This is a genomic window from Niastella sp. sgz303648 (assembly GCF_059587045.1).
The window spans coordinates 62699-85162 of sequence record NZ_JCAPSW010000021.1 but is presented as its reverse complement, the minus strand read 5'-3'; the positions used below and the strand labels follow the sequence as shown (position 1 = coordinate 85162).

21 protein-coding genes are annotated in these 22464 nt (G+C 40.3%); 12 read left to right on the top strand and 9 right to left on the bottom strand.

Annotation, left to right across the window (positions count from 1 at the left end; genetic code table 11):
- The first annotated feature begins 899 nt into the window (after positions 1 to 899).
- The 3 genes from AC59IL_RS34875 to AC59IL_RS34865 all read left to right on the top strand — a co-directional run bounded on the left by AC59IL_RS34875 (position 900) and on the right by AC59IL_RS34865 (position 3779).
- Positions 900 to 1586 carry a hypothetical protein gene (locus tag AC59IL_RS34875; protein ID WP_496556880.1) on the top strand — a complete coding sequence of 229 codons (687 nt, stop codon included), beginning with the start codon at positions 900 to 902 and terminating at the stop codon, positions 1584 to 1586.
- Between the two features lie 700 nt (positions 1587 to 2286).
- Positions 2287 to 3075, top strand: a complete 789-nt coding sequence (locus tag AC59IL_RS34870) for a sensor histidine kinase (RefSeq protein WP_496556879.1) — start codon at positions 2287 to 2289, stop codon at positions 3073 to 3075.
- A gap of 41 nt (positions 3076 to 3116) precedes the next feature.
- Positions 3117 to 3779 (top strand): response regulator, encoded by a 663-nt coding sequence (locus AC59IL_RS34865; protein ID WP_496556878.1) that lies wholly within the window; start codon positions 3117 to 3119, stop codon positions 3777 to 3779.
- Between the two features lie 100 nt (positions 3780 to 3879).
- On the opposite strand, the gene AC59IL_RS34860 is transcribed toward AC59IL_RS34865, so the two are convergent.
- A complete protein-coding gene (locus AC59IL_RS34860; RefSeq protein ID WP_496556877.1) occupies positions 3880 to 4539 on the bottom strand; it encodes a response regulator in 660 nt (219 codons plus the stop codon).
- Positions 4540 to 5423: 884 nt separating this feature from the next.
- On the opposite strand from AC59IL_RS34860, the gene AC59IL_RS34855 reads away from it, so the two are divergent.
- From AC59IL_RS34855 to AC59IL_RS34835, 5 genes are all read left to right on the top strand, one after another.
- Positions 5424 to 5795, top strand: a complete 372-nt coding sequence (locus AC59IL_RS34855; RefSeq protein WP_496556876.1) for a hypothetical protein — start codon at positions 5424 to 5426, stop codon at positions 5793 to 5795.
- Between the two features lie 67 nt (positions 5796 to 5862).
- Positions 5863 to 6558 (top strand): hypothetical protein, encoded by a 696-nt coding sequence (locus tag AC59IL_RS34850; protein ID WP_496556875.1) that lies wholly within the window; start codon positions 5863 to 5865, stop codon positions 6556 to 6558.
- A 26-nt stretch (positions 6559 to 6584) separates the two neighbouring features.
- Positions 6585 to 7436, top strand: a complete 852-nt coding sequence (locus AC59IL_RS34845) for a sensor histidine kinase (protein WP_496556874.1) — start codon at positions 6585 to 6587, stop codon at positions 7434 to 7436.
- A 140-nt stretch (positions 7437 to 7576) separates the two neighbouring features.
- The gene (locus AC59IL_RS34840) at positions 7577 to 8233 is read left to right on the top strand and encodes a response regulator transcription factor (protein WP_014221254.1); all 657 of its coding nucleotides are present in this window, start codon (positions 7577 to 7579) and stop codon (positions 8231 to 8233) included.
- A gap of 144 nt (positions 8234 to 8377) precedes the next feature.
- Positions 8378 to 9022: a hypothetical protein gene (locus AC59IL_RS34835; RefSeq protein WP_496556873.1), complete on the top strand. Its 645-nt coding sequence runs from the start codon at positions 8378 to 8380 to the stop codon at positions 9020 to 9022.
- A 347-nt stretch (positions 9023 to 9369) separates the two neighbouring features.
- Here AC59IL_RS34835 and AC59IL_RS34830 read toward each other — a convergent pair whose 3' ends face one another.
- The 8 genes from AC59IL_RS34830 to AC59IL_RS34795 all read right to left on the bottom strand — a co-directional run bounded on the left by AC59IL_RS34830 (position 9370) and on the right by AC59IL_RS34795 (position 16703).
- Positions 9370 to 10029: a 3-oxoacid CoA-transferase subunit B gene (locus AC59IL_RS34830; RefSeq protein WP_496556872.1), complete on the bottom strand. Its 660-nt coding sequence runs from the start codon at positions 10027 to 10029 to the stop codon at positions 9370 to 9372.
- Positions 10030 to 10126: 97 nt separating this feature from the next.
- Positions 10127 to 10834 (bottom strand): CoA transferase subunit A, encoded by a 708-nt coding sequence (locus AC59IL_RS34825; RefSeq protein WP_496556871.1) that lies wholly within the window; start codon positions 10832 to 10834, stop codon positions 10127 to 10129.
- Between the two features lie 86 nt (positions 10835 to 10920).
- Positions 10921 to 11478: a DUF4296 domain-containing protein gene (locus AC59IL_RS34820; protein WP_496556870.1), complete on the bottom strand. Its 558-nt coding sequence runs from the start codon at positions 11476 to 11478 to the stop codon at positions 10921 to 10923.
- A complete protein-coding gene (gene porD, locus AC59IL_RS34815; RefSeq protein WP_496556869.1) occupies positions 11475 to 12401 on the bottom strand; it encodes a type IX secretion system protein PorD in 927 nt (308 codons plus the stop codon). Before porD ends, AC59IL_RS34820 begins: the two co-directional genes overlap by 4 nt.
- Positions 12391 to 13590: a bifunctional phosphopantothenoylcysteine decarboxylase/phosphopantothenate--cysteine ligase CoaBC gene (gene coaBC / locus AC59IL_RS34810; RefSeq protein WP_496556868.1), complete on the bottom strand. Its 1200-nt coding sequence runs from the start codon at positions 13588 to 13590 to the stop codon at positions 12391 to 12393. The genes porD and coaBC overlap by 11 nt, the downstream gene beginning before the upstream one ends.
- Before the next feature lie 150 nt (positions 13591 to 13740).
- Positions 13741 to 14082, bottom strand: coding sequence for a DNA-directed RNA polymerase subunit omega (locus AC59IL_RS34805; RefSeq protein ID WP_081149787.1), 342 nt, complete (start codon positions 14080 to 14082; stop codon positions 13741 to 13743).
- On the bottom strand, positions 14057 to 14872 hold the full coding sequence (locus tag AC59IL_RS34800) for an outer membrane protein assembly factor BamD (RefSeq protein ID WP_496556867.1): 816 nt from the start codon (positions 14870 to 14872) through the stop codon (positions 14057 to 14059). Before AC59IL_RS34800 ends, AC59IL_RS34805 begins: the two co-directional genes overlap by 26 nt.
- Positions 14873 to 15023: 151 nt before the next feature.
- Positions 15024 to 16703, bottom strand: a complete 1680-nt coding sequence (locus tag AC59IL_RS34795) for an OmpA family protein (RefSeq protein ID WP_496556866.1) — start codon at positions 16701 to 16703, stop codon at positions 15024 to 15026.
- A gap of 203 nt (positions 16704 to 16906) precedes the next feature.
- Between AC59IL_RS34795 and AC59IL_RS34790 the strand changes: the two genes are divergently transcribed.
- The 4 genes from AC59IL_RS34790 (at position 16907) to AC59IL_RS34775 (ending at position 22404) form a co-directional block, all read left to right on the top strand.
- Positions 16907 to 17869: a polyprenyl synthetase family protein gene (locus AC59IL_RS34790; protein WP_496556865.1), complete on the top strand. Its 963-nt coding sequence runs from the start codon at positions 16907 to 16909 to the stop codon at positions 17867 to 17869.
- A gap of 109 nt (positions 17870 to 17978) precedes the next feature.
- On the top strand, positions 17979 to 19691 hold the full coding sequence (gene recJ / locus AC59IL_RS34785; protein WP_496556864.1) for a single-stranded-DNA-specific exonuclease RecJ: 1713 nt from the start codon (positions 17979 to 17981) through the stop codon (positions 19689 to 19691).
- 251 nt (positions 19692 to 19942) lie between these two features.
- Positions 19943 to 20818 (top strand): helix-turn-helix domain-containing protein, encoded by an 876-nt coding sequence (locus tag AC59IL_RS34780; RefSeq protein ID WP_496556863.1) that lies wholly within the window; start codon positions 19943 to 19945, stop codon positions 20816 to 20818.
- 407 nt (positions 20819 to 21225) lie between these two features.
- On the top strand, positions 21226 to 22404 hold the full coding sequence (locus AC59IL_RS34775) for an efflux RND transporter periplasmic adaptor subunit (RefSeq protein ID WP_496556862.1): 1179 nt from the start codon (positions 21226 to 21228) through the stop codon (positions 22402 to 22404).
- Positions 22405 to 22464: the final 60 nt, after the last annotated feature.

Here is a 22464-nt window from a genome sequence, read left to right as displayed (position 1 = left end):
GAAAATAGAAGGCTGGCATCCGGTTTAGTATAAGAAATACTATCAATTCTTCCCCAGCAAGAGGAAAATCACACAATCTTCTGTGTTTTTTCACCTTGCCGTTCGGCCAAAACAGTATAGCTTGGCAACCAACTGAATCCTTGCACATGCGACTGATTATTCTGGATATTAATAGCCTGGTACGTACCTTCGAAAAATCGCTGTATACATGGCCATTAATGATTTTATTAAATATAATTTTTCTGATTGTAGCTTTCCGAAATAGGTCAAATGAAAAGTGGACCAGGCTATTTATCATTTATGGCATAGCCTCTTTATTACAGGACTGCCTGTTTTTTTTTCTTTTATTCGCTAATAAAAAATTAATTCACGACACTGAAATTATATACCTGGTGAGCGACTGGTCGGTAATAATTTTTATTCTTATTGAACTGATAATCTTTTACACCATTTTTTATTACCAGTTTTCGCAAAAACGGGTCAAAAATATAATTAAGATTACCGGGAAAATATTCTGTATAACAACCGCTTTGATAAGTTTATTTTTCCTTGCGCCGAACGCTAACACCAAGTTATTTGGAGGCTATTTGTCAGTAACTGCAAGCATTTTATTATTAATACCTTCCTTTTATTATTTCTACAATCTTTTTACCACGCCCCCCGAGAAAAACCTGCTGCACGAACCATTTTTTTGGATCATTACCGGAATTGCATTCCTTAGCAGCCTTAATATTCCGGTTTTTCTTCTTTACAAATTTTTCATTAAAGAATACATTTTGTATTCAATAAACTACGCTGCCTATTGCATTTTGTTCATACTTTTTATTATTTCGCTGTTGTGTAATAAAAAACAAAAAACTGTAAGTACCCGGCTCAGCTACTACACACATTGACAAAATATGAAATTTTATTTATCCTATTACGGCGCTACATTACTTTTTAGTTTGATTTGCGGCCTTATAGCACTATGTATAGGTTTTAAACTTAAAAACAAATTTGCCGCACTTAATATATTCTATTTTTATCCATTCGCATCCTTTTCACAATCTTCATTTGCTACAATTGCTGACGTTAATCGTAGCCTCATTAACAAAGAAAGCTCTGCCCATATTATTACCGCAACAACTAATATTTTTCTGCTTATTGAATTCCTATTGATTTATAATTTCTTTCAAAAGGTATTATTATCCAAATCAATAAAACAAGGTATGCGGGTGATAAGCGTAGTTTATATAATCATATTAATAGCAGACTGGGTTTTAAATAAAGTTTTTTTCAGTTGGTCAACCCATATTTTTGTGGCACAGGCTATACTTATTCTGGCCCCTGCATTGTACTATTTTTTTGAGCTTTTTAAAAGACCGGTTGTCTCTGATTTGCTAAAAACATATTCATTTTGGATTTCACTGGGAGTCGTATTTTATTTTTCCTGCACCTTACCGATATTTCTTTTTAAAGATTTTGCCTATAATAAAGAAGGGCTCCTAACGGAAGCAAATTTGTATTCCATTAATTTCATTTGTTATGGCATATTTTTCCTATTAATCGCCAAAGCCTATTTATGCCCGAAGAGAGGCACACCCTAACCAAAATATTACAACCACATTTTCAGAAAATCATTATTTAATAATTCATGAGCAATCCAATACCAACATATATTGCACAAATATTTATGATGGCATGCAGTTGTGTTGCTACCATAACCGGCTATTTTAACAGGAACAGATTTCATACCCTTAGGATATTTTATTTATATCCCCTATCATCACTTATACAAATGACAATTTTCTATGTCATTATTAATTGTCAGCTCAGTGTGAAAACTCAAAACAGTGTAATATATTCTACCACCAATATTTTTCTGATCGCTGAATTCTTTTTAACCTATAGTTTTTTTCTAAATACTTTAAAGTCTAAATCATTTAAAAAAATTTTAAATACTATCAAGATAGTTTATTGTATAGCCGTTTCTTTTTATTGGTTTAGGGTAAGCAACTTTATTGATATACCCATGGATTTATATGTTTTCCAGGGCTTTTGCATCTTAATCCCTGTCTTCTTTTTCTTCTTTGAATTGTTTAAATGGCCTACAGTCAACAAGCTTTGGGAATTACCTTCTTTTTGGATATCAATGGGGATAGTAATTTATTTTGCCTGTACACTTCCTTTATTCCTTTTGAAAGACTTTATATTCACCAAAAAGGGATTCTTGAAAGAGGTAAATCTATATTTAATTAACTTTATCGCTTACAGTATCATGTTTCTATTAATCGCCAAAGCCTATTTATGCCCGAAGAGAGACACACCATAATAATCTTTATTATAGTTACCACTCTTTTCATTCTGGTACTGATAGCCTTTATCGTGCTCATTTTATTTTTGTATCAACGCCGGCATATTTCGTATCAAAAAGGGCTTGAGATATTGAAATCTGATTTTGAAAAAACCCTTTTAACCACCCAGCTTGAAATTCAGGAACAAACCTTTCAAAATATTTCCCGCGAAATTCACGACAACATCGGCCTGTCGCTTACACTGGCAAAACTGAACCTGAATACCATTGATTGGAAAATTGAATCGAATAAGCAGGAAAAAGTGACCGGTTCAATAAATTTAATTACACGGGCCATTGATGATCTGAGCTATATTTCCAAAGCGTTGCACACCGGTTTTATTGAGGAAAACGGTTTGCTGAAAGCGCTTGAACTGGAAATAAATAAAATTCAAAAGTTAGGTATTTTTGATATCCGGTACGAGATTACCGGCTCAGCCGTTTACATGCAAACACAAAAAGAGCTGGTAATTTTCAGGATCATGCAGGAGGTACTGAATAATTGCATGAAACACGCGCAGGCTACGTTGATTCATGTTGTGCTGAATTATCAAAGCCATTTTGTTGAAATTGAAATTGCCGACAATGGAAAAGGTTTTATACACGATTCACAGGCAACTCAAAAAGGCAAGGGTACCGGCTTAATGAATATTGTTAAACGCGCAGCATTTATTAATGGCACTTGCCAGGTGAACAGCATACCGGGAAAGGGTACAACTGTTAGTATGAAGATTCCGTACTAAAACAATTTGGATCAATAAAAGTTTTTCAATTATAACAACACATGAGCAAACCCGAATCCTATATAAAAGTAGCATTGGCCGATGATCATATTCTGTTACGCGATGCTTTGGCTTCACTGATCAATACATTTGACAACTGTAAAGTACTTTTTACGGCATCGAACGGACAGGAAACTCTCGAAAAGATAAAAACGAACCTGATTCCCGATGTTCTCATACTCGATTTAAATATGCCAGTGCTTGATGGATATGAAACCTCGGCCTGGTTGCAAAAAAATTATCCGCAAATACATGTTCTAATGTTGACCATGTACGATACCGATGTAACACTTATCAGGTTGTTGCAGGCAGGCGTAAAAGGATTTTTGAAAAAAGATGTTCATCCCGATGAATTGAAATTTGCGATCAGGTCGGTTGTTGAATCAGGATATTACTATTCGCATAGTGTAACCGGTAAGCTGGTTAATCTGTTCCGAAATACAATAGAAGATATCACGCAAAAGAAAAATCTGCTGAACGAACAGGAACTGCAGTTTCTGAAATTGAGCTGTACAGAATTAACCTATAAAGAAATAGCCGGAGCAATGAACCTGAGTCCGCGCGCTGTAGATGCGCTGCGTGATCAGTTATTTGGTCGCCTTAATGTAAAGAGTCGTGTTGGATTGGCCATGTATGCGATACGACATGGGTTGGTTACTTTTTGAAATATTGAATAACAAATTTTGAATGTTGAATGTAGAAGTACAATACCAACAGCCGCATTCAACACTTCGACATTTAAAATTCAACATTCAGTATTCGATATTAATCGATGAGTTTATTGCGCATGCCGTACATGATGAGGCCTGCTATTGTTTTGGCACCAACTTTCGATTTCATATTTTGCCGGATGGTTTCAATAGTGCGGGGGCTTAAAAAAACTTCTTTGGATATTTCTTCGGTAGTTTTATCGGCTGCCAGCAGTTTGAGTATGCGAATTTCTTTTTCGGTAAACTTTATGGGATTGGGGTAAAACTGCCGCACCTGTTTTTTAGTTTGTAATTTCGACAGAACGGCTTTATTAACAAGATCATTAAAGTAGAAGTCATCATTCATGCATGCGAGAATTGCCTGATAAATTTCCTCGGGATCAGATGTTTTTGTTAGATAGGCATTGGCGCCCATTTCCATCATTTTGGTAATCATCTCCTGTTCGTCGTACATGGTGAGCACCACAATCTTAACGTCACTGTATTCTTTGCGTAAAATGCCAATGGCATTAACGCCGTCAACTTCAGGCATACGGATGTCCATCAGTAAAACGTCGGGCTTTTTGATCTGCATTTTATGCATCAGATCTTTACCATCTTCTGCCTCCCAAAGGATCTTCAGATATTCTTTTCCTTTCAGAGCCATTTTAATGCCGTCGCGAAATATCTTATGATCGTCGGCAAGTGCTACTTTGATAACCAGTTCAGTGCTCATAATGGGTAAGGTTGGCTTATTAATGGGTTATAAGTTATTCAGTTTCTTATACGCTATACCCCACCGTTATCCCCATTCCCGGGATCAGTAAGTCGGGGCCTTAACCTTTTCAGCAATTTCGTATAAAAAACGGATTCCCGGTAATTTGCAGACGTTTGTTTACCACGATCAATCGAAATTATACCTATTTCCACCGGTGCATTTTTACGTGTTTACCGGTAATTCCCGAACAATTAAAAAAGAGCAAATCCGCTATTGCGAACCGGCGGGCGTCCGCTTATTTTTGTTTCAGAAGTTGATTGGTACGGATGGCAACCTTAAAACATCCAATGTCCTGATTACCGTCCTAAAATGAATTTCCAACGATCTTATGAAAACCGCATGTCAAATCCAATATCAGTCAACTTCTTCTTTTAATCAATTCTTCCAGGCCATCACCTTATACGCAAAGCGAAATCATACCCTTCGAAACATTATATTGTTAATGCCTGATTTTACAAGTTATTCGCATATTCAGCCAGCTGGTAAGTAAGAAAAGAAAACTCTTTACAAGTCCTGCGGCTCACCTGCGCCCCGTTTTTAAAATCCGCCTACTACTTATGCATTTTTAAGCAATTACACTTATCCACAATTGTGAATAATCGGCTTATTACTATAGGCGAAAGGAAACTTTACTATAGTAAAAATACGGCAAACAGAAAGAAAAAATCCCCCATTTTTTATCGTAATACTTCTTCGTAAAACTCCCTGAAACGTGCGCCTGTAAAGCGTTTGCAGCAAAATTACAGCATTTACGGTTGCTCGCAACCCATTGTATATCTTTTTTTTTGGAGGTTTCTTAACACTCGGAACCCACTATTTACAACCTCTAAAAACTTACTACTATGATGACAACTCAAACTCTCACTAAACGTAACGTTGCGGCTATTGGCGAAGAAATCACCCATGAATCGGGAGTTCAAATGATTAAGGATTTTCATCAGGCTCATCCGACAGATGTGAAATCGTTCATTATCGGAAAAGACATCATTAACCAAATTCTGGCTCAACCCGGATGTGCAGGTATTCAATTTCACAATGCCATCAATGAAAAAGGCGAAAAAACCCTCGTTTATGTTGGACTTGACAACAACGGATCGCCAATGATTTCCTACAAATCAATTGATATTGAAGGAAATTTTGCCCAGCAGGATGGAATTGTTGGAGACAAAGTTACTCCTGCTGATCAGGAAGGCTGGTGGTGGCTTTTTGAATAAGGGTCTGAGTTTCAAACTTCTTTTTTCTTTTAATATTACTTTCTATATTGTGATTAAATTATGAATATTGAAGGTAATATTTGATTATTTATCAATTTACTCAGATATTTTACCCACAGTCACTTTTATCTTTGCATTTTCTAAATACAGAGATAAGGGATTGTGGGTATTATTTTTTTTTAATCTGTATTCATTCTCTTCAAACCTGATTATTATAAATGGATGGTACAAAATCCTGGGATTTAATATTTACGTTCTTTACCGCTTATTTACAATTATCGGATATTCCTTTATTGCCTCATTCTTTTATAAGAACATATCGTCTAAGTCAATCAAAAAGTCAATCATAATTACATATCTGATTTTACTATCGTATGCAGTTTATGATTATTTAGCGTCTTTTAAAAATTCTTTTGATTCAGGACCTTCCGCAATTGAAGCAATATTAATAATAGGTTATTCACTATCTTATCTCTTTGAGCAAATAAAAAACCCAAGAGTATTATTCATATATACATTGGACAAATTCTGGATAGTGTCGAGTTTATTAATTTATTATACCGGAACTTTCTTCCTTTTTATTTATGCTGAATCTTATTTTGTAGATCCCTCATTTCATGAGAGTTATTTTATAATCAACAATTCATTTTTACTATTGAAAAACATTGTTTTTTCAATAGGCTTACTTATTAAAAAGAAAACAGACGAATACGGTTCAGGCAATTTTAATGGTTTTGAAAGTTACCTGAAAAAACATTTTTAAAATTGCATGCCCTAACCCATTTATAAATGATACTCCTTCAAGCCCATAACCCAGGTACTCCGGTTTCACTGGTACTATTTTTCGGTACCATCGGTATGCTGGTGCTAACCATTGGCTTGATTGTCTTCATCATTTTTCACCAGCGCAAGGTGATCCGGTACCAGATGCAGCTACAGCACATGGAGCAGGAACAGCAAAAGATGTTGCTGAATGCGTCGATCCGGTTGCAGGAAGAAGAACGCCAGCGCATTGCCGCCGACTTACACGACGACGCCGGGCCTCTGCTGGCCACTGCCCGCTTATACCTTAACGAAAATCTCGTTAACCTCGATAAAACCACCCAGCTTCAAAGCATTTACAACGCCAAGCAAATTATCGACGATACCATTCAGCTTATTCGCAATATTTCGCATAGCCTGATGCCCCCTACCCTTAAAAATTTCGGACTTGAATCGGCAGTCAACGATCTGTTCCAAAAAATAAGCGGTTCGGGCAGCATGAACGCCAGTTGCCGTTTTCACGATTACCGCGAACGGCTGCACCCCGATCAGGAACTGATCATTTTCAGAGTGATACAGGAGTTGGTAAATAACATACTGAAACACAGCAACGCCAGTTTTATTCACCTCACTCAAAACCTGAGTGGTAATAAATTGTATATTCGCCTCCATCACGACGGCCGGGGTATTACCCAGGCCGATTTTGATAAACTAAATAAAAGTAATGTGGGACTTGGTCTGAAGAATATTCAAAGTCGTTTGAAATTATTGCACGGACGTATTTATTTCGAAAAAGATATATCGCAAACATACTATAAGGTTACTATCGAAATTCCACGATTGGAGGAAGAACCGATAGCAATAACTGAAATAAAATAACTGGTTCATATTTGTGATGTGGCAAAGAACCCGACCATCATCAAACTAAGTGTTTTCACTAATGATTTGATGCAATAATCCCCAAATTCCTAAACACTGAAGATTTTTAGTAATTTAGTTTTGCCAATATCATAAACAAGATGGGACCAATAAAAGTGGCTATAGCTGATGACCACAAAATATTCCGGAAAGGAGTAATATTGTCGTTAAGGCCTTATACTAACATTAAATTCGTACTCGAAGCTGAAAACGGTCAGGAACTGCTGGATAATTTGCCAACAGCTCCTGAGCAACCCGATGTAATTTTGATGGATTTACGAATGCCCTTAAAAGATGGCATTGAAACCACCAAGGTTATAGCCCGCCAATATCCGAACATTCATGTAATAGCTCTTACCATGTATGAAGATGAAAGGTTTGTGAGCCATATGATGGAAATAGGGGCCAACGGCTACCTGCTGAAAAGCGCCGACCCTTCAGAAATCAAAAAGGCTATTATGGAAGTGATGAGTAAAGGGTATTACCTGAACAATTTTGTGAACAGAATATTACTGAAAAAGTCACATGCCCGGGTTAAAGTGGTGCCCAGCCTGAACAGCGAAATCACCCTCAGCGACCGCGAACGGGATGTGATCAAATATATTTGCATGGAGTTTACCGCCCATGAAATTGCACAGAAATTAGAAGTGAGTCCGCGTACAGTTGAAGCTATCAAAGATCGTTTAATGGAACGCTTTGGTGCAAAAAATACGGCCGGCCTCGTTTTCTTTGCAGTTAAGAATAACCTGATTGATTAAACTCCCGGCAATCAGACAAATAACAGTTACTATTTTATTTGTTTAATGCAAAAAACGCCGGCATTATGTTGTTACCCTTACTTACCGCTTTAAAAACAATCAAAAGCCCTGTGAAAAACCGGTTTGCCCCCGAACTATTTGACCATGGTAAAAACCGGTGGAAGTATATTTATTGCCCTGTCACTGGTGGTAATGCTGCTGTCGTTATTACCCCTTTGCATTGTATTTGTTCGTAAAGTAGCTGCTACGGCTATACTTAACGTACTGACCGTTCTTTGCCTATTCAACTTCCTGCAACACCTTTCTCTTACTTTTATACAACCCGGTTCTGTTCTGCTGCAAACCGGGTTCAGGTTAGCACAATTCACCCTTTCATTTTACCTGTTTAAGCTGCTGATGCCTGCCGCCCGGGGTAAGGAAATCATGAATATGTTCCTGGTTTCATTTCTGTCGGTGGTTATTACTATTTACTCGCTGAAGGGCATCGCTACCTGGAGCTCAACAATCGGCCTGGTTCAGGCTGTTATTCTGGTAATAATAGCCCTGATCATTTTGTTTCAGCTTATCAATAACAGGCAAATAGTGCTGCTGAATGAGCAGGGATTCTGGATTGCAGGAGGCCTGATGGCCTTTTATGGCATGGTAGTCTTTATGGAATCAATAGCAGGGTACGATTCAAACATATCGCAACAGATACAAAATGAAAAAGACCTGGTTTTATTACTGGCCGATATGTTCCGGTTGATCTTGTTTTCGGTAGGAATAACCATTGCAACAAAAGGAAGGTAAGAAGCAATAAGTAGCAAGCCGGCAATGCTATAGCCTACCATGTGAACAACATTTTTTCTTTGTGGTATGTTGCTTCATGTATACACTATGTATATTTCAGGTATACCTACAATATACCTGCGCTTGGGTTACAGCATATCAATAGTAAGAGAATAGTAAGGGAATAGTAAGAACGGGTCAGTAAATTAGTTGATTCAGGGGTGATAAAAACAGATTTGGGTTATGGGCATTGCAGAATGCATACTTCCTGTTTTAAACGAAACAAATATGCAATAAAAATAGGTAAATCTTTCGTTGGTTCATAATTTAATGTCAGGTAGGCGGGCCGCTGGCAAGTGCCGAACTCACTACAAACGCATCTCGGGAATGTCGCCTTCAATAAGCAGTTTGCCCAGGGTTTTATTTTGTATTTCATCAACGGTTACGCCTGGCGCCCGTTCAATCAGCTTAAAGCCCCCTTCGGGCAACACATCGAGCACAGCCAGATCAGAGACTATCCGTTTTACACATTTAACGCCTGTTAACGGCAATGTACAGTTGGGTAATAATTTTGATTCGCCTTTGGGGTTAGTATGCATCATGGCCACAATAATATTTTTAGCGCTGGCTACAAGGTCCATGGCGCCTCCCATGCCCTTTACCATTTTACCGGGTATTTTCCAGTTGGCAATATCTCCGTTTTCCGATACCTCCATGGCGCCCAATACGGTTAAATCAACCTTGCCGGCCCTGATCATGCCAAAGCTTTCGGCACTGTCGAAAAACGCCCCGCCGGGCAAAAGCGTAACGGTTTCCTTTCCTGCATTGATCAGATCGGCATCTATTTCTGCCTCGGCAGGATAAGGGCCCATGCCCAGTATGCCGTTTTCAGACTGCAGCATAATGAGCATACCATCGGGAATATAATTCGCTACCAGTGTAGGAATGCCAATTCCCAGGTTTACGTACATACCGTCGCGTAATTCCTGTGCAATGCGTTGTGCGATGCCGTATTTATCTAAAGCCATGTTTTTAAAGTTTCAGGTTACAAGTTTCAGGTTGCAGATTATCTCCGCAAAAACGGATCTGCATTTTTCCCTTTTTCATTTCTCTGTTCCAAATTCCTTATTTCTCATTTCCATTCATCCGCACCGTTCTTCTTTCTATTCGCTTTTCATAATTCGCCCCCTGGAATATGCGATGTACATATATTCCGGCAACATGAATGTGGTCGGGATCAAGTTCACCGGGTTTTACAAGCTGTTCTACTTCGGCAATGGTTATAGTACCTGCTTTGGCGATAGATGTTGAAAAATTGCGGGTGGTTTTACGAAATACCAGATTACCATAGCTGTCGCCTTTCCACGCTTTTACAATTGAAAAATCGGCATGCAGCGCATACTCCATCAGGTACATTTTATTATTAAACTCACGCACTTCCTTTCCTTCGGCTATTTCGGTTCCGTAACCTGCCGGTGTATAAAAAGCCGGAATGCCCATACCGGCCATCTGTATGCGTGTGGCAAGGGTGCCCTGGGGTATGAGGTCAACTTCGAGCTCGCCCTGTAACAACTGGCGTTCAAATTCGGCGTTTTCGCCTACGTAGGAGCTCATCATTTTTTTTATCTGGCGGGTTTTTAGCAGCATTCCCAGCCCAAAATCATCAATCCCGGCATTGTTGGAGATACAGGTGAGATTTTTTACGCCTTTGCGTACCAGCGCAGCTATGCAATTTTCGGGTATGCCGCATAGGCCAAACCCACCTAACATAATAGTAGCATTATCACGGATGTCGGTGATGGCCTCATCCGCATTGGCAACAATTTTTTGCATATATAGCAAGCAATTTATTGATAAAAATAAGAAACAACCTTTCATCCAGCCAAAACAAGGTTGAATTATTGTACCAACCTGTTGAATTACTGTACCAACTTCAACTTCATAAGGGAATCTCGTTTCAGATGTTTTAAAGGCAAACGCTTTGGTTGTGTTTTCGGCTTGTTCAGTTGGGGAGGCATGGGCAGCGGTATCGGCTGGCCAGGCATTGGGTGAACCGGTTTAGTGCTGTCTGGCTTTTTTGTATTTGCAGACTGCGCGGCTGACGGCAGACCGCCGGGTTGCGGTTTTGGCTTGTAAAGATCTTCGCGTTGGCGGTTGGCTTTTGAAGCCAGTGAATCAAACATCACCCGTGCAATATCGGGCCGGCTCATATAAAACTTATAACTTTTTACAAACTGATCTTTTGTAATACCATGTATAGCAAATACCTGAGCGTATAATTTAAAAGTTTCAGCTTTGATATTTTTTGTGGAATCCTTTAAAAAAGTTGCCGAATACCTTTCTGCCTGCATCATATCCCAAATCACCTGTATCATTTTGTTTTTCGATAATACGCCGGATGGGATCTTATCTTTATCGGTACAGCTAACCAAACTGATAACAAAAACACTTAAACACAATAGAAATAGCCGCATCATTTTAATTCCTGTTTATACGTATTGGCATTGGAGATATCGATCTTTTGCAAAATTTCCCTGGCTTTTTGTTTGTCTTCGGGAGTCGCTTTTTTAAAAACCCTCACCAGTTCGGGCGATTTACCCTGGAAAAAGAAGGCAACGATCATTGTATTGGGAATATCGTTATTAAGCGTATTAATTAAGCTAAGCGAATTGAGCATTGCGCTTCGGCCTTCGGTTTCATTTTCATACATATAATCAAGGCCCAGGCGGTAATAGCTGTAAATGGCATCGTGTATCAGGTTATACCGGTTGTTGGTTAAATTTTCAGTGAGCCAATACCGGTTACGCAAACCGTCGAAAGCCTTCCAGCCTGTTATATCCCTTCCCTCGGGTGCATTGTTCACAATATTCATAGCCCGCTGATAGTATGGATCGCCTCCGCGCAGCGAAAACGAATCAAAATCAAGCCCCATGATCACATAAACATAGTAGGCCAGAATAGCTGTAAGATTTGAAACCAGCGGATCTGAGCCTGATACCCTGTTTTGATTAAATTCAATCGGCTGGTATTCCACATATTTAAACAAGATCGCTTCGTCCATCCAATTGATCAGGGGCGATTCGTAGCTGGTATTATAAATGGGTCGGGCGGCCTGCACTGTTAGTGTAGCCTTATACACATTTCCTGCCTGTGCTTCGCTGATGTTCAGCAAAAAGTTACAAACGATCTTTTCATTGGGTTGAAAAGTTTCGCCTGTCCACTTACGATTATTTAAAAAATTATTCAATGCATTCTGGCAGGTTTGAAAGGCCTTTTTATCGGCCGGGGTGCCCAAACGGCTGGTATTGATGGTAACATGCGCTTTTAATTCCTGTGCAGTAAGCATAACCGGCACAGTTACCATAAAAAATAATATCGATATGAGCTTTCTACACAACATATAGCAGGTTTACAATTCTATCAACGATATCTTTAGCCACTTGTTGTTTTGGCTTGCGGTCGTACGAAATCTCGTTACCGCTTTTTTCAAAAATAGTAACCTTATTGGTATCATATCCAAAACCGGCCCCTTCATCGTTCAGCGAGTTCAATACGATCAGATCGGCGTTTTTCGATTTCAGCTTATCAAGTGCATATTGCCGTTCATTGGCTGTTTCAAGGGCAAAGCCTGCCAGCAACTGGCCGTTTTGTTTTAATTCGCCCAGACTTTTTAAAATATCCTTTGTTTTGGTAAGCTCAATAGTGAGGGTACCGCTTGTTTTTTTAATTTTTTCCGAAGCCGTTTCAACCGGAGTGTAATCTGCCACGGCGGCGCTCATCACAGCAATGTGAGCGCCTGGAAATTCTTTTATACAGGTCTGATACATCTGTTCGGCAGTTTGCACTTTATGAACATATATTCCCTGCAGGTTGGTTTTTAATGACGAAGGACCCAGAACCAGATGAACTTCTGCTCCCCGTTTAGCCAGTTCCTCAGCAATAGCGAGCCCCATTTTACCTGAAGAATGATTGCCTATAAATCGAACAGGATCAATGGGTTCGTAAGTTGGTCCGGCGGTTACGAGGGCCTTTTTACCGGTCAGGTCTTTTGTTGAAAAAAAATTATCTGAAAGAAATTGCATGATGGCTTCGGGTTCTGCCATACGGCCATCACCAAATAAACCGCTGGCCAGTTCACCTTTATCAACGGGAATGATGCGGGTTCCAAACGATTCGAGCTTTTGCAGATTTTGACTGGTAGCGGGGTGATGCCACATATCTTCATCCATAGCCGGCGCAGCCACAACCGGGCAGGTAGCCGATAACCAGGTGGCAAGCAGCATATTATCGCAAAGGCCATTAGCCATTTTGGCGAGTGTATTACAGCTTAACGGGGCAACAACCATAACGTCGGCCCAACGCCCGAGCTGTACATGGTTCGACCAGGATTCGTTGCTGACCAGTTCGGTGATCACTGCGTTTTTGGACAGTGTTGCCAGGGTAAGTGTGGAAACAAAATCACGTGCTGCGGGCGTCATTACCACCTTTACCTCAGCGCCTGCCTTTACCAGCAAACGAACCAGTAAAATGGATTTATAGGCGGCTATACTTCCGGTTACGGCCAGCAATATTTTTTTATCCTGGAACATAATTGATTAAAATTAGTTCTTTTTGGCTTAGAAAGTGTGCCACGGTTTGTTTGCGATGCCAGGGGAACCGTGGCACGCTTACATCCATAAAAGTAAAAAGCGACAGTTCAAAAACATGTCGCTTCCTATACATTTTATCGTAAAATAAAGTTAACTAAATAAGTCATCTTCATTTTTGCGATAATAAATCTTATCGTCGAGGAATTCCTGGGTTGCCAGCAACGATGGGTTGGGCATCCGCTCATAAGCTCTTGATATTTCGATCTGTTCTTTATTCTCATGAATCTCTTCCAGACTATCGGTATGGCTGGCGAACTCTTCGAGTTTATTATGCAATTCCTCTTTTAAAGAAATATTGATCTGGTTAGCCCTTTTGGCAATAATGGCAATTGATTCATACACATTGCCGGTTTTACCTTTAATGGCGTTCAGATCCTTGGTTTCGGCTGTATTAGCGGTGTTGGCGCTAATTTGTCTTCGTAATTTGCTCATTATTGTTGGCTTTAATGTTGTTTTTTGATAATGTCTGATAATGCTCCACTTCCTTTTTAAGACTGCTTTCGGGGAAGCGGTCAATAAAATCGTTGCACTCGGTAATCACCTGTTCAAATCTTGCCATCTTTTTTTCCTCGATACTATTAACGGCAAATAAATAATAAGATTTGATAACCTGTAATTTATATTCATCGCTTTTGTGCGAATCGGGAAAATCGTTCATAAGGCTGCCATAGGCAATGGCTGCAGCCCTGTAATGCCCCATATTATAATATAATGCAGCGCTCATATATTCCTTCACTTCCATTTTCTCGCGGCATTTGTCGATAAGATCGGTAGCCTCTTTATTTTTTGCCGAATTGGGATGCGTATTGATGAATGTTTGCATTAACCCAATGGTTTTCTGTGTGTTGGTTTGGTCCAACTCAGCTTTGGGCGACTGCCGGTAATAAGTATAGGCCCTCATATACTCCATTTCTTCGGCTTTGGGGCTGTTTGGAAATACCTCAACAAACTGTTTGAAAAGGTTTTCGGCCTGTAGCCAGTCGTGCAGGTAATAAGAACAATACGCGTATTTATAAAAAAGATCTTCAAACTGAGGTTGCCCTTTCATTAAGGGAAAAAGCTCTTCGTACAACTGCTGGGCATAGTTATACTTCTTGGCAACATAATACTTCTCTGCCATCCGCAATTTATAATCATAGTCAGTGCTTTTCTGCACCTTCGAAAATTTGGAGCAGGAAGCTACGCTTAGGGCAATTATTGCAATTAGTAAAGCTGAACGCATAAAAGTGTGCAAAGTTACGGTTTTCCTGCAAATATGAAAGGAAAGGATGTGGCACCCAAATACAGGGCGTTAAGATAAATATAAAAACCTTCCCCCGGCAAAACGGGGGAAGGTTATACTATTAGTTAAAGCAATTAAGCTAAAGTACTGATTATCTGCCACGGCGTAGGTTCGGGTGCGGAGCAGGAACTGTAGTAGGTCCTTCTTCGCCGGTACCATCGCGCAGATCAACTGTATTGCAATCGCCACCCATTTCACCATATTTGAAGATGAAACGATCCTGGTTAATACCTTCTTTATCAACTAAGTAGCTGATAACGGCATTCACGCGATCCCAGCTTAACTGTTGTTCGGCTTTGCTTGAAGAGCAGTAACCGATTACAGCTATTTTACAGTCGGGGTTATTTTTAATTTTTTGAGCAGCGCTCGACAACAGAGCTTTTGCATCGTTGCTCAAAGTGATTGATTTTGGCTTGAAAGTAACGCTTGGTAAATCACCGATTTTGCATTTGCCGGCTCCAACGCCACCTTCTGCAATGATTTTAGCAAGAGAATCGCAACAAGCAGGAGGAGGACATTTACCGATACCATCAGCATCAACAGGCTGACATTGTGTTGGAGTAATCAGTTCTTTATCCTTGTAATCAGGTACACCGTCACCATCAGTATCACGGCTTACACCATGTGTATCAACCGGAGCACCGGCAGGTGTGTTGGGTTCCTGATCGAATTGGTCAGTTACACCATCGCCATCAGCATCATCCAAAACAGGTTTGGGGAGCTTCATGTGGCGGGGTTTGTTGATTTCGTTGTAAGCATAATCCAAAGGATTCAGCCACCATAAAGGTTCAACAGCTTTACCACCTATAGCAACGTTAATTCCTACAGACAGGAAGTTGTATGTATCGAAATCTCTTGATTGAGCAGTAGCATTTTGAGGAACGATGTTATCATTTTCCTGCCATTGCTGACCGTCTAACAGGTCGGTTTTTGGTATAGTAAGTTTATCTTCAACAGCGAGGCTAAGTTTTTTGCTCAACTTAAATTGTACACCGGCACCTATGTTAGCAATAGGACGGAACGGCTTTTTGAATAATTTAGGCTGGCTGTTATCTGTTTGAGCAGTGGTTTCATATTTACCATCAAGCACATTTTTCAGATCTTTCTTAATATCTTTTCTGTTTTTGTAACCGAAACCATCAGCTGTGGCAGCATACTTATTATATATAGCATTAAAATCTGCAGCGTAAGTAGTTCCATCGCCTTTTAAAGCGTCGATCTTGGTATTATAGATCATTCCGCCTAAACCGGCAAAAGCGTATACGTTGAAGCTGCTTTTTGCTTTATGAAAACGAATGTTACTCAATGTTACCACACCTTGCAGACTCAGATCAATAACACTGGTTTTGTAATTATAAAACACATGGCCACCTGGTGCATATCCGTTTTTGGACCATGCATCATTTTTTGTGTAGTTGCTTGAAGGCTGAAAGTTCAACCCTTTGGTAGTTCCATAACCAACCTGGCCTCTTAACGAGAAAACATATCCCAGAGCTTTACGCGCATGTAATGCAGCGCCAATACCGGGGAAACGGTTACGAACATCTCCTGAAACGCCGAAAGCGCCTACCTGCAATCCGATTTCCCATTGGTTACGGGGTTTTGCAGGATAAGGATAGTTGTTTGCCATGAACTCGGTGTGCTGGGGCAATCTTTTAGAAGGAATAACAGAAGAATCCTGTACATCATACGTGCCACCCAATTGTGCGTGGGCAACAACAGATCCCAGGAGCAATAAGCTTAAGAAACTTACGTACTTTTTGCTTGCCATAACTAAATTTTATGTGAAGGATTAAGTAACCTGAACTCAGAATCTGTGCAAAAATATTAATTGACAGCTAACTACCAAATTTTTTTCCCCAACACAATGTGCATTATCTTGCTGTTTTTCACACACTAAGATGATGACAGAGCAAATTAAATGCCTCCTGCGTGAAACATTAAAATCAGTAATTTGCCCTTCTTATTTACCGCATGAAATTATCACTAGCAATATTACGAGAAGAATTACCCGAATTTGAAAAGCAATTTCATAATGCGGTAAAGAGCCAGGTTCCGCTACTGGACAGGATTATGCGGTTTATCGTGAACCGAAAAGGCAAGCAATTAAGGCCCATGTTTGTGCTTCTTTCTGCCAGGCTTTGCGGCCCCGTAAACGATACAACCTACCGCGCTGCCTCCCTCGTAGAACTACTACATTCAGCCACCCTTGTACACGATGACGTGGTAGATGAATCCCTTGAACGACGTGGATTTTTCTCCACATATGCCTTGTGGAAAAGCAAGGTATCGGTTTTGGTTGGCGATTATCTGCTGGCAAAAGGTATGCTGTTATCGTTAGATCACAACGATTTCCGCATACTGCAGCTGTTATCCAACGCTATCCGCCAGATGAGCGAAGGCGAATTACTGCAAATGGAAAAATCACGGTCGCTCAACTTTGAAGAAGCCACTTACTTCGAGATCATTAAAGGCAAAACAGCTTCCCTGCTCGCCTCGGCCTGCGCTTCAGGCGCCTGGTCAACTACTCAGGATGAAACCATTACCGAAAAAATGCGTGTATTTGGTGAAAAAGTAGGCATGGCCTTTCAGATAAAGGACGACCTGTTCGATTATGGAAGCGAGGCTATTGGTAAACCCACCGGCAACGACATACGGGAGAAAAAACTTACCCTGCCCCTTATCTATACATTAAAACATACCGATCCCGCCACCCGCCGCAAACTGATTTACATTATCAAAAATCAAAATAAAATACCCGAAAAGGTTCAGGAAGTAATCAATATTGTAAAAGAAACAGGCGGCATTAGCTATACCGAGAAAAAAATGTTTAGCTTCAGAGATGAAGCCCTGGCTATCTTACACGAATTTGATAATATCGAAATTCGCAACGGTTTGGAAGAACTGGTGCGCTACACCACCGATAGAAAATATTAAACAGACTATTGGGCAATAAATAATTCGCCACGGGTGAAACCAATTGCCTCCCAATGGAGATTTGATTTTTGGATCATGAGATTCGGCATTTGAGATTTGTACTACAATTATGCAACAAAAAAGATGGAACATACTAACGGCTGATGAAGATAAAGTGCGGCAATTGTATGCCAACCTCAAAGTACATCCTGTTCTTTGTAAAATTCTTACACAACGTTATATCGACGATTTTGATAAAGCGAAACAATTCTTTCGCCCCCAGTTATCGGAACTTCACGATCCATGGCTGATGAAGGATATGAGCAAAGCAGTTGACCGCATTGTAACTGCTTTCGACAGGCAGGAAAAAATACTGGTATTCGGCGACTACGATGTTGACGGAACCACTGCTGTATCATGCATGTTCCGCTTTCTGCAAAAAATTTATATTCCGGAAAAAATCGACTTCTACATACCCCACCGCTATCGCGAAGGCTATGGCATATCTAAAAAAGGGATCGACTTTGCATATGAAAATGGATTTACACTTATAGTTTCTCTCGACTGCGGCATAAAATCAGTTGATCTGATTCAATATGCCCACGAACTGGGCATCGATTTCATTGTATGCGACCACCATATGCCCGATGAGATATTGCCACCTGCCGTAGCCATTTTAAATCCCAAGCAAAAAGATTGCGAATACCCATTTAAAGAATTATGCGGATGCGGCGTAGGTTTCAAACTGATAACGGCACTTGGACAGCAACTGCAATTAGATGATGCAGCTATGTTCGAATACCTCGACCTGGTAGCTACCGCCATTGCAGCCGATATTGTACCGATAACCGGCGAAAACCGCATACTCGCCTTTTACGGTTTAAAGAAAGCCAATGATAATCCCAATTATGGTATCATGGCATTGAAACAATTAAGCGGGGTACAAAAAGAATTGCACATCAACAGCCTCGTATTTATGATCGCTCCCCGCGTAAATGCAGCAGGGCGTATGGATGATGCACGCAAAGCCGTGCAAATGTTCATTGCCAATACCCGGCAGGAGGCACTTCAATATGCCGAAATGCTGCATTCCGACAACAGCGACCGCAAAGAGGCTGATAAAAATATTACAGAAGAAGCATTGGCCATTATTGAAGGCAATGATCTTTTACTAAATCGAAAATCAACCGTTGTATTTCAATCGCACTGGCATAAAGGAGTGGTTGGTATTGTAGCTTCACGCCTTATAGATTATTATTACCGGCCCACCATTGTTCTTACCCAATCAGGCGAATATGTTGCCGGTTCGGCACGAAGCGTTGCCGGATTTAATGTATACGAAGCAATTCATCAATGTAAAGATCTGCTGTTAGGATATGGCGGTCATTTTTATGCGGCCGGCATGACGCTTGAACCTTCTAAAGTAGAAGCATTTCGCGAACGGTTCGAAGAAGTTGTTGCTGCAACTATTACACCCGAATTGCTGATACCCGAAATAATTATTGATGCTGAAGTAGCATTTAAAGACCTGAAACAAGCATTTTACAACATCATACACCAAATGGAACCGTTTGGTCCTGAAAACATGAGACCTTTGTTTGTGGTAAAAAAAGTAATGGACTCAGGTTATTCACGTATAGTAAAGGAGCAACATATAAAATTTTCACTCAGGCAGGATAATATTCTCTTTAACGGAATAGGCTTTGGTATGGCTCAAAAATTTCATCTGCTTGAATCAAAAAAACCGGTCGACGTAGTGTTTACCCTCGATGAAAACGAATGGAATAACGAAAAACACTTGCAGTTACGCGTTATTGATTTCAGGCTGGCAGAAGAAAATTAATAAAGGAACAGACACTCCCCCACCCTTTGAATAGCCGGTTAGTGAACAAATCATTAATAACAATTGTTCTAACACCTGTTAGTTCATTGACTACCGCATCGTGCGTTGAAACAAACCACCCAACCCAATTGTTTACCGTTTAAAATTTTATAGTAGAATAATATGTTGGGCATTATGACTTTGCCATTAATATAATATTTTTACTATTCGCTTATTGCGTTAATATTATCACGGTTACCTAATGTGATTTTATGAAAAATAACCAAGCTCAGATTCCTGTATATGATATGGCCGCCTGCATACCGGGCACCAATTTTATAATAAAAAGAACAGAAGGCAATTCGGTACCTTCTTATATGGCCATTCCTCACAGGCATACCGATTATAAGATCAGTTTCCTGCAGGAAGGTGAAGTAGCGCATTATACCGACTTCGAAAGATTTACCATAAAAGCACCCGCTTTGTTAATGCTGGCACCTGACCAGGTGCATCAGCAAACCGGTAATTCTTACTATAAAATGACGCATATTTCGTTCAATAAAGAATTTTTGCTTACCGAAACACAGGGAGTACTTGCCTGCTGGGAATGTATGTTCAGCCAGGTAGTACTGCCAATATTAAATCCCGATCAGCACAGGGAAATTTCGGTGTACATCGATCTTATGAACCTTGAGTTTCAGGATAATAAACCACAAAAAGGACTTATTTTGAAAAACCTGTTAAACGCATTTATCATTTGCGCAGGCCGTTTGGTAAATTGTAAAAATGATAATGTGGTGCACATGGACTACTCACAAAACCGCATAGTGCGTCAGTTTAAATCACTTATTGATGAAAACTTTGTAAACGCTACCCAGGTAATGCAATACGCCGATATGCTATATGTTACACCCGGTCATTTAAATGACCTTATTAAAGCGGTAACCGGTAAAACGGCAAAACAAATTATCGATGAAAGAAGAATACTCGAAGCCAAACGCCTGTTATTCTGGGGCGAGCATTCGGTAAAAGAAATAGCCGGCCGCCTGAATTTTGAAGATGATGCCTATTTCAACCGCTTTTTTAAAAAACATACCGGCAACACCCCTGCCCTGTTCCAGAGGCAAATCCGTGAAAAGTACAATTAATCCCCCGATAAGGTAAATTTTTGAGCCCTGAAACGTCATTACTTTTACATGATCATTAGTAAAAGGCAGGTCACATATTAAAAGTTTAGCAATTACCAGCAGCATGGCACATTAAGGAACCCATAATTGATTGAAACTCCTTATTACAAATTGCTGATTTTTGGATTTAGAGATTTTGCGATTTCTTCGGGTTGAACCGTCTTTACAATCACAAAATCCCGAAATCTCAAAATCACTAAATTATAATTTTCATCTCCGGAAGCCTGGACCTCCGTACCGCCGCCAACTGAAAAGGGAATACTGCTATACATCTGAACCTGCGCTGAAAACGGCACTGCATACCGAAGCTTCGATGTAGTACGATTAGCTTGCCAGCAACGATTTATTCTATGTCATTTAAACCATGTATGATGAAACCTTTATATAACGTAGAAATCAGTTACAATTTGCTTAAACTTTTAACAGGAATCGGTTTGGCAACGACCTTGTATAGCTGCAGTAACAGTTCGGCCACTCCCGAAATGCACCAGCAGGCTATGTCGTTACCGGTATTATCTGTTACCACCCAAACAGCCACAACCTTTCGTGAATATCCTGCTTCACTGGAAGGAAAAGTGAACGTAGAAATAAGACCCCAGGTGGAAGGCTATCTTGAAAAAATTTATGTAGATGAAGGCGCCTATGTAAAAGCAGGTCAGCCTTTGTTCAGGATCGACGCACGCACTTATAACGAGGCGCTGAACAATGCGAAATCGAGCCTGCTCGCCGCACAGGCTAACGTGTCAAAAGCACAGGTGGAAGTTGATCGTTTAACGCCGCTTGTAGAACACAACGTGATCTCGGATGTACAGCTTAAAACAGCCAAAGCCGCTTACGATGCCGCTGTAGCTTCGGCCGAACAGGCCAAAGCCGCTGTAGCCAACGCACAGATAAACATCGGTTACACCTTAGTGAAAGCTACGGCCAGTGGTTATATCGGACGAATTCCTTTTAAAACAGGAAGCCTCGTTAGCAAAAACGATGCCCTCACTATACTTTCCGATATCAGTGAAATGTATGCTTACTTTTCATTGAGCGAGCCTGACTTTATCACTTTTAAAAACCAGTTTGCCGGTAACACTATCGAGGAAAAAATAAAACAGGTTCCTTCGGTTGAACTGGCGCTGGCCGACAATAGTATATATCAGGCAAAAGGAAAGATCAGCACCATCGAAGGGCAGTTCGATAAAACAACCGGAGCCATTACATTCAGGGCTACTTTCCCCAACCCGGGCGGTATACTTCGTACCGGCAATACCGGAAAGGTGCGTATACCGCAACTGTTTAACGATGCGCTGGTGGTACCGATCGAATCAACCTTCGAAGTGCAGGACAAAGTGTTTGTATTTGCTTTGGGCGATAGCAACAAAGTTGCCAGCAAGCCGATCACCGTTTCGGGCAAAACATCCAATTACTATTTTGTAAAGGATGGCATAAAAGCCGGTGACAAGATTGTTTTTTCAGGAGCCGGCAGCCTGCAGGATGGCGCGGTGATAGTGCCTCAGCCAATCAGTGCCGACAGTTTGCTGAAAGTGAAACCTTTATAGTCGAAGTCAGAAGTCAAAAGTCAGAAGTCAGAAGATATTACTCTGACTATAGGGGATTTT

What these genes read in the sequence shown, in the direction of transcription:
- porD (WP_496556869.1), bottom strand. Translation starts at nt 12,401, where the DNA reads ATGTTGTGTAGAAAGCTCATATCGATATTATTTTTTATGGTAACTGTG.
- AC59IL_RS34795 (WP_496556866.1), bottom strand. Translation starts at nt 16,703, where the DNA reads ATGGCAAGCAAAAAGTACGTAAGTTTCTTAAGCTTATTGCTCCTGGGA.
- AC59IL_RS34835 (WP_496556873.1), top strand. Translation starts at nt 8,378, where the DNA reads ATGGTAAAAACCGGTGGAAGTATATTTATTGCCCTGTCACTGGTGGTA.
- AC59IL_RS34860 (WP_496556877.1), bottom strand. Translation starts at nt 4,539, where the DNA reads ATGAGCACTGAACTGGTTATCAAAGTAGCACTTGCCGACGATCATAAG.
- AC59IL_RS34780 (WP_496556863.1), top strand. Translation starts at nt 19,943, where the DNA reads ATGAAAAATAACCAAGCTCAGATTCCTGTATATGATATGGCCGCCTGC.
- AC59IL_RS34845 (WP_496556874.1), top strand. Translation starts at nt 6,585, where the DNA reads ATGATACTCCTTCAAGCCCATAACCCAGGTACTCCGGTTTCACTGGTA.
- AC59IL_RS34800 (WP_496556867.1), bottom strand. Translation starts at nt 14,872, where the DNA reads ATGCGTTCAGCTTTACTAATTGCAATAATTGCCCTAAGCGTAGCTTCC.
- AC59IL_RS34790 (WP_496556865.1), top strand. Translation starts at nt 16,907, where the DNA reads ATGAAATTATCACTAGCAATATTACGAGAAGAATTACCCGAATTTGAA.
- AC59IL_RS34820 (WP_496556870.1), bottom strand. Translation starts at nt 11,478, where the DNA reads ATGATGCGGCTATTTCTATTGTGTTTAAGTGTTTTTGTTATCAGTTTG.
- recJ (WP_496556864.1), top strand. Translation starts at nt 17,979, where the DNA reads ATGCAACAAAAAAGATGGAACATACTAACGGCTGATGAAGATAAAGTG.
- AC59IL_RS34875 (WP_496556880.1), top strand. Translation starts at nt 900, where the DNA reads ATGAAATTTTATTTATCCTATTACGGCGCTACATTACTTTTTAGTTTG.
- AC59IL_RS34855 (WP_496556876.1), top strand. Translation starts at nt 5,424, where the DNA reads ATGATGACAACTCAAACTCTCACTAAACGTAACGTTGCGGCTATTGGC.
- AC59IL_RS34825 (WP_496556871.1), bottom strand. Translation starts at nt 10,834, where the DNA reads ATGCAAAAAATTGTTGCCAATGCGGATGAGGCCATCACCGACATCCGT.
- AC59IL_RS34805 (WP_081149787.1), bottom strand. Translation starts at nt 14,082, where the DNA reads ATGAGCAAATTACGAAGACAAATTAGCGCCAACACCGCTAATACAGCC.
- AC59IL_RS34840 (WP_014221254.1), top strand. Translation starts at nt 7,577, where the DNA reads ATGGGACCAATAAAAGTGGCTATAGCTGATGACCACAAAATATTCCGG.
- AC59IL_RS34830 (WP_496556872.1), bottom strand. Translation starts at nt 10,029, where the DNA reads ATGGCTTTAGATAAATACGGCATCGCACAACGCATTGCACAGGAATTA.
- AC59IL_RS34775 (WP_496556862.1), top strand. Translation starts at nt 21,226, where the DNA reads ATGATGAAACCTTTATATAACGTAGAAATCAGTTACAATTTGCTTAAA.
- AC59IL_RS34865 (WP_496556878.1), top strand. Translation starts at nt 3,117, where the DNA reads ATGAGCAAACCCGAATCCTATATAAAAGTAGCATTGGCCGATGATCAT.
- AC59IL_RS34870 (WP_496556879.1), top strand. Translation starts at nt 2,287, where the DNA reads ATGCCCGAAGAGAGACACACCATAATAATCTTTATTATAGTTACCACT.
- coaBC (WP_496556868.1), bottom strand. Translation starts at nt 13,590, where the DNA reads ATGTTCCAGGATAAAAAAATATTGCTGGCCGTAACCGGAAGTATAGCC.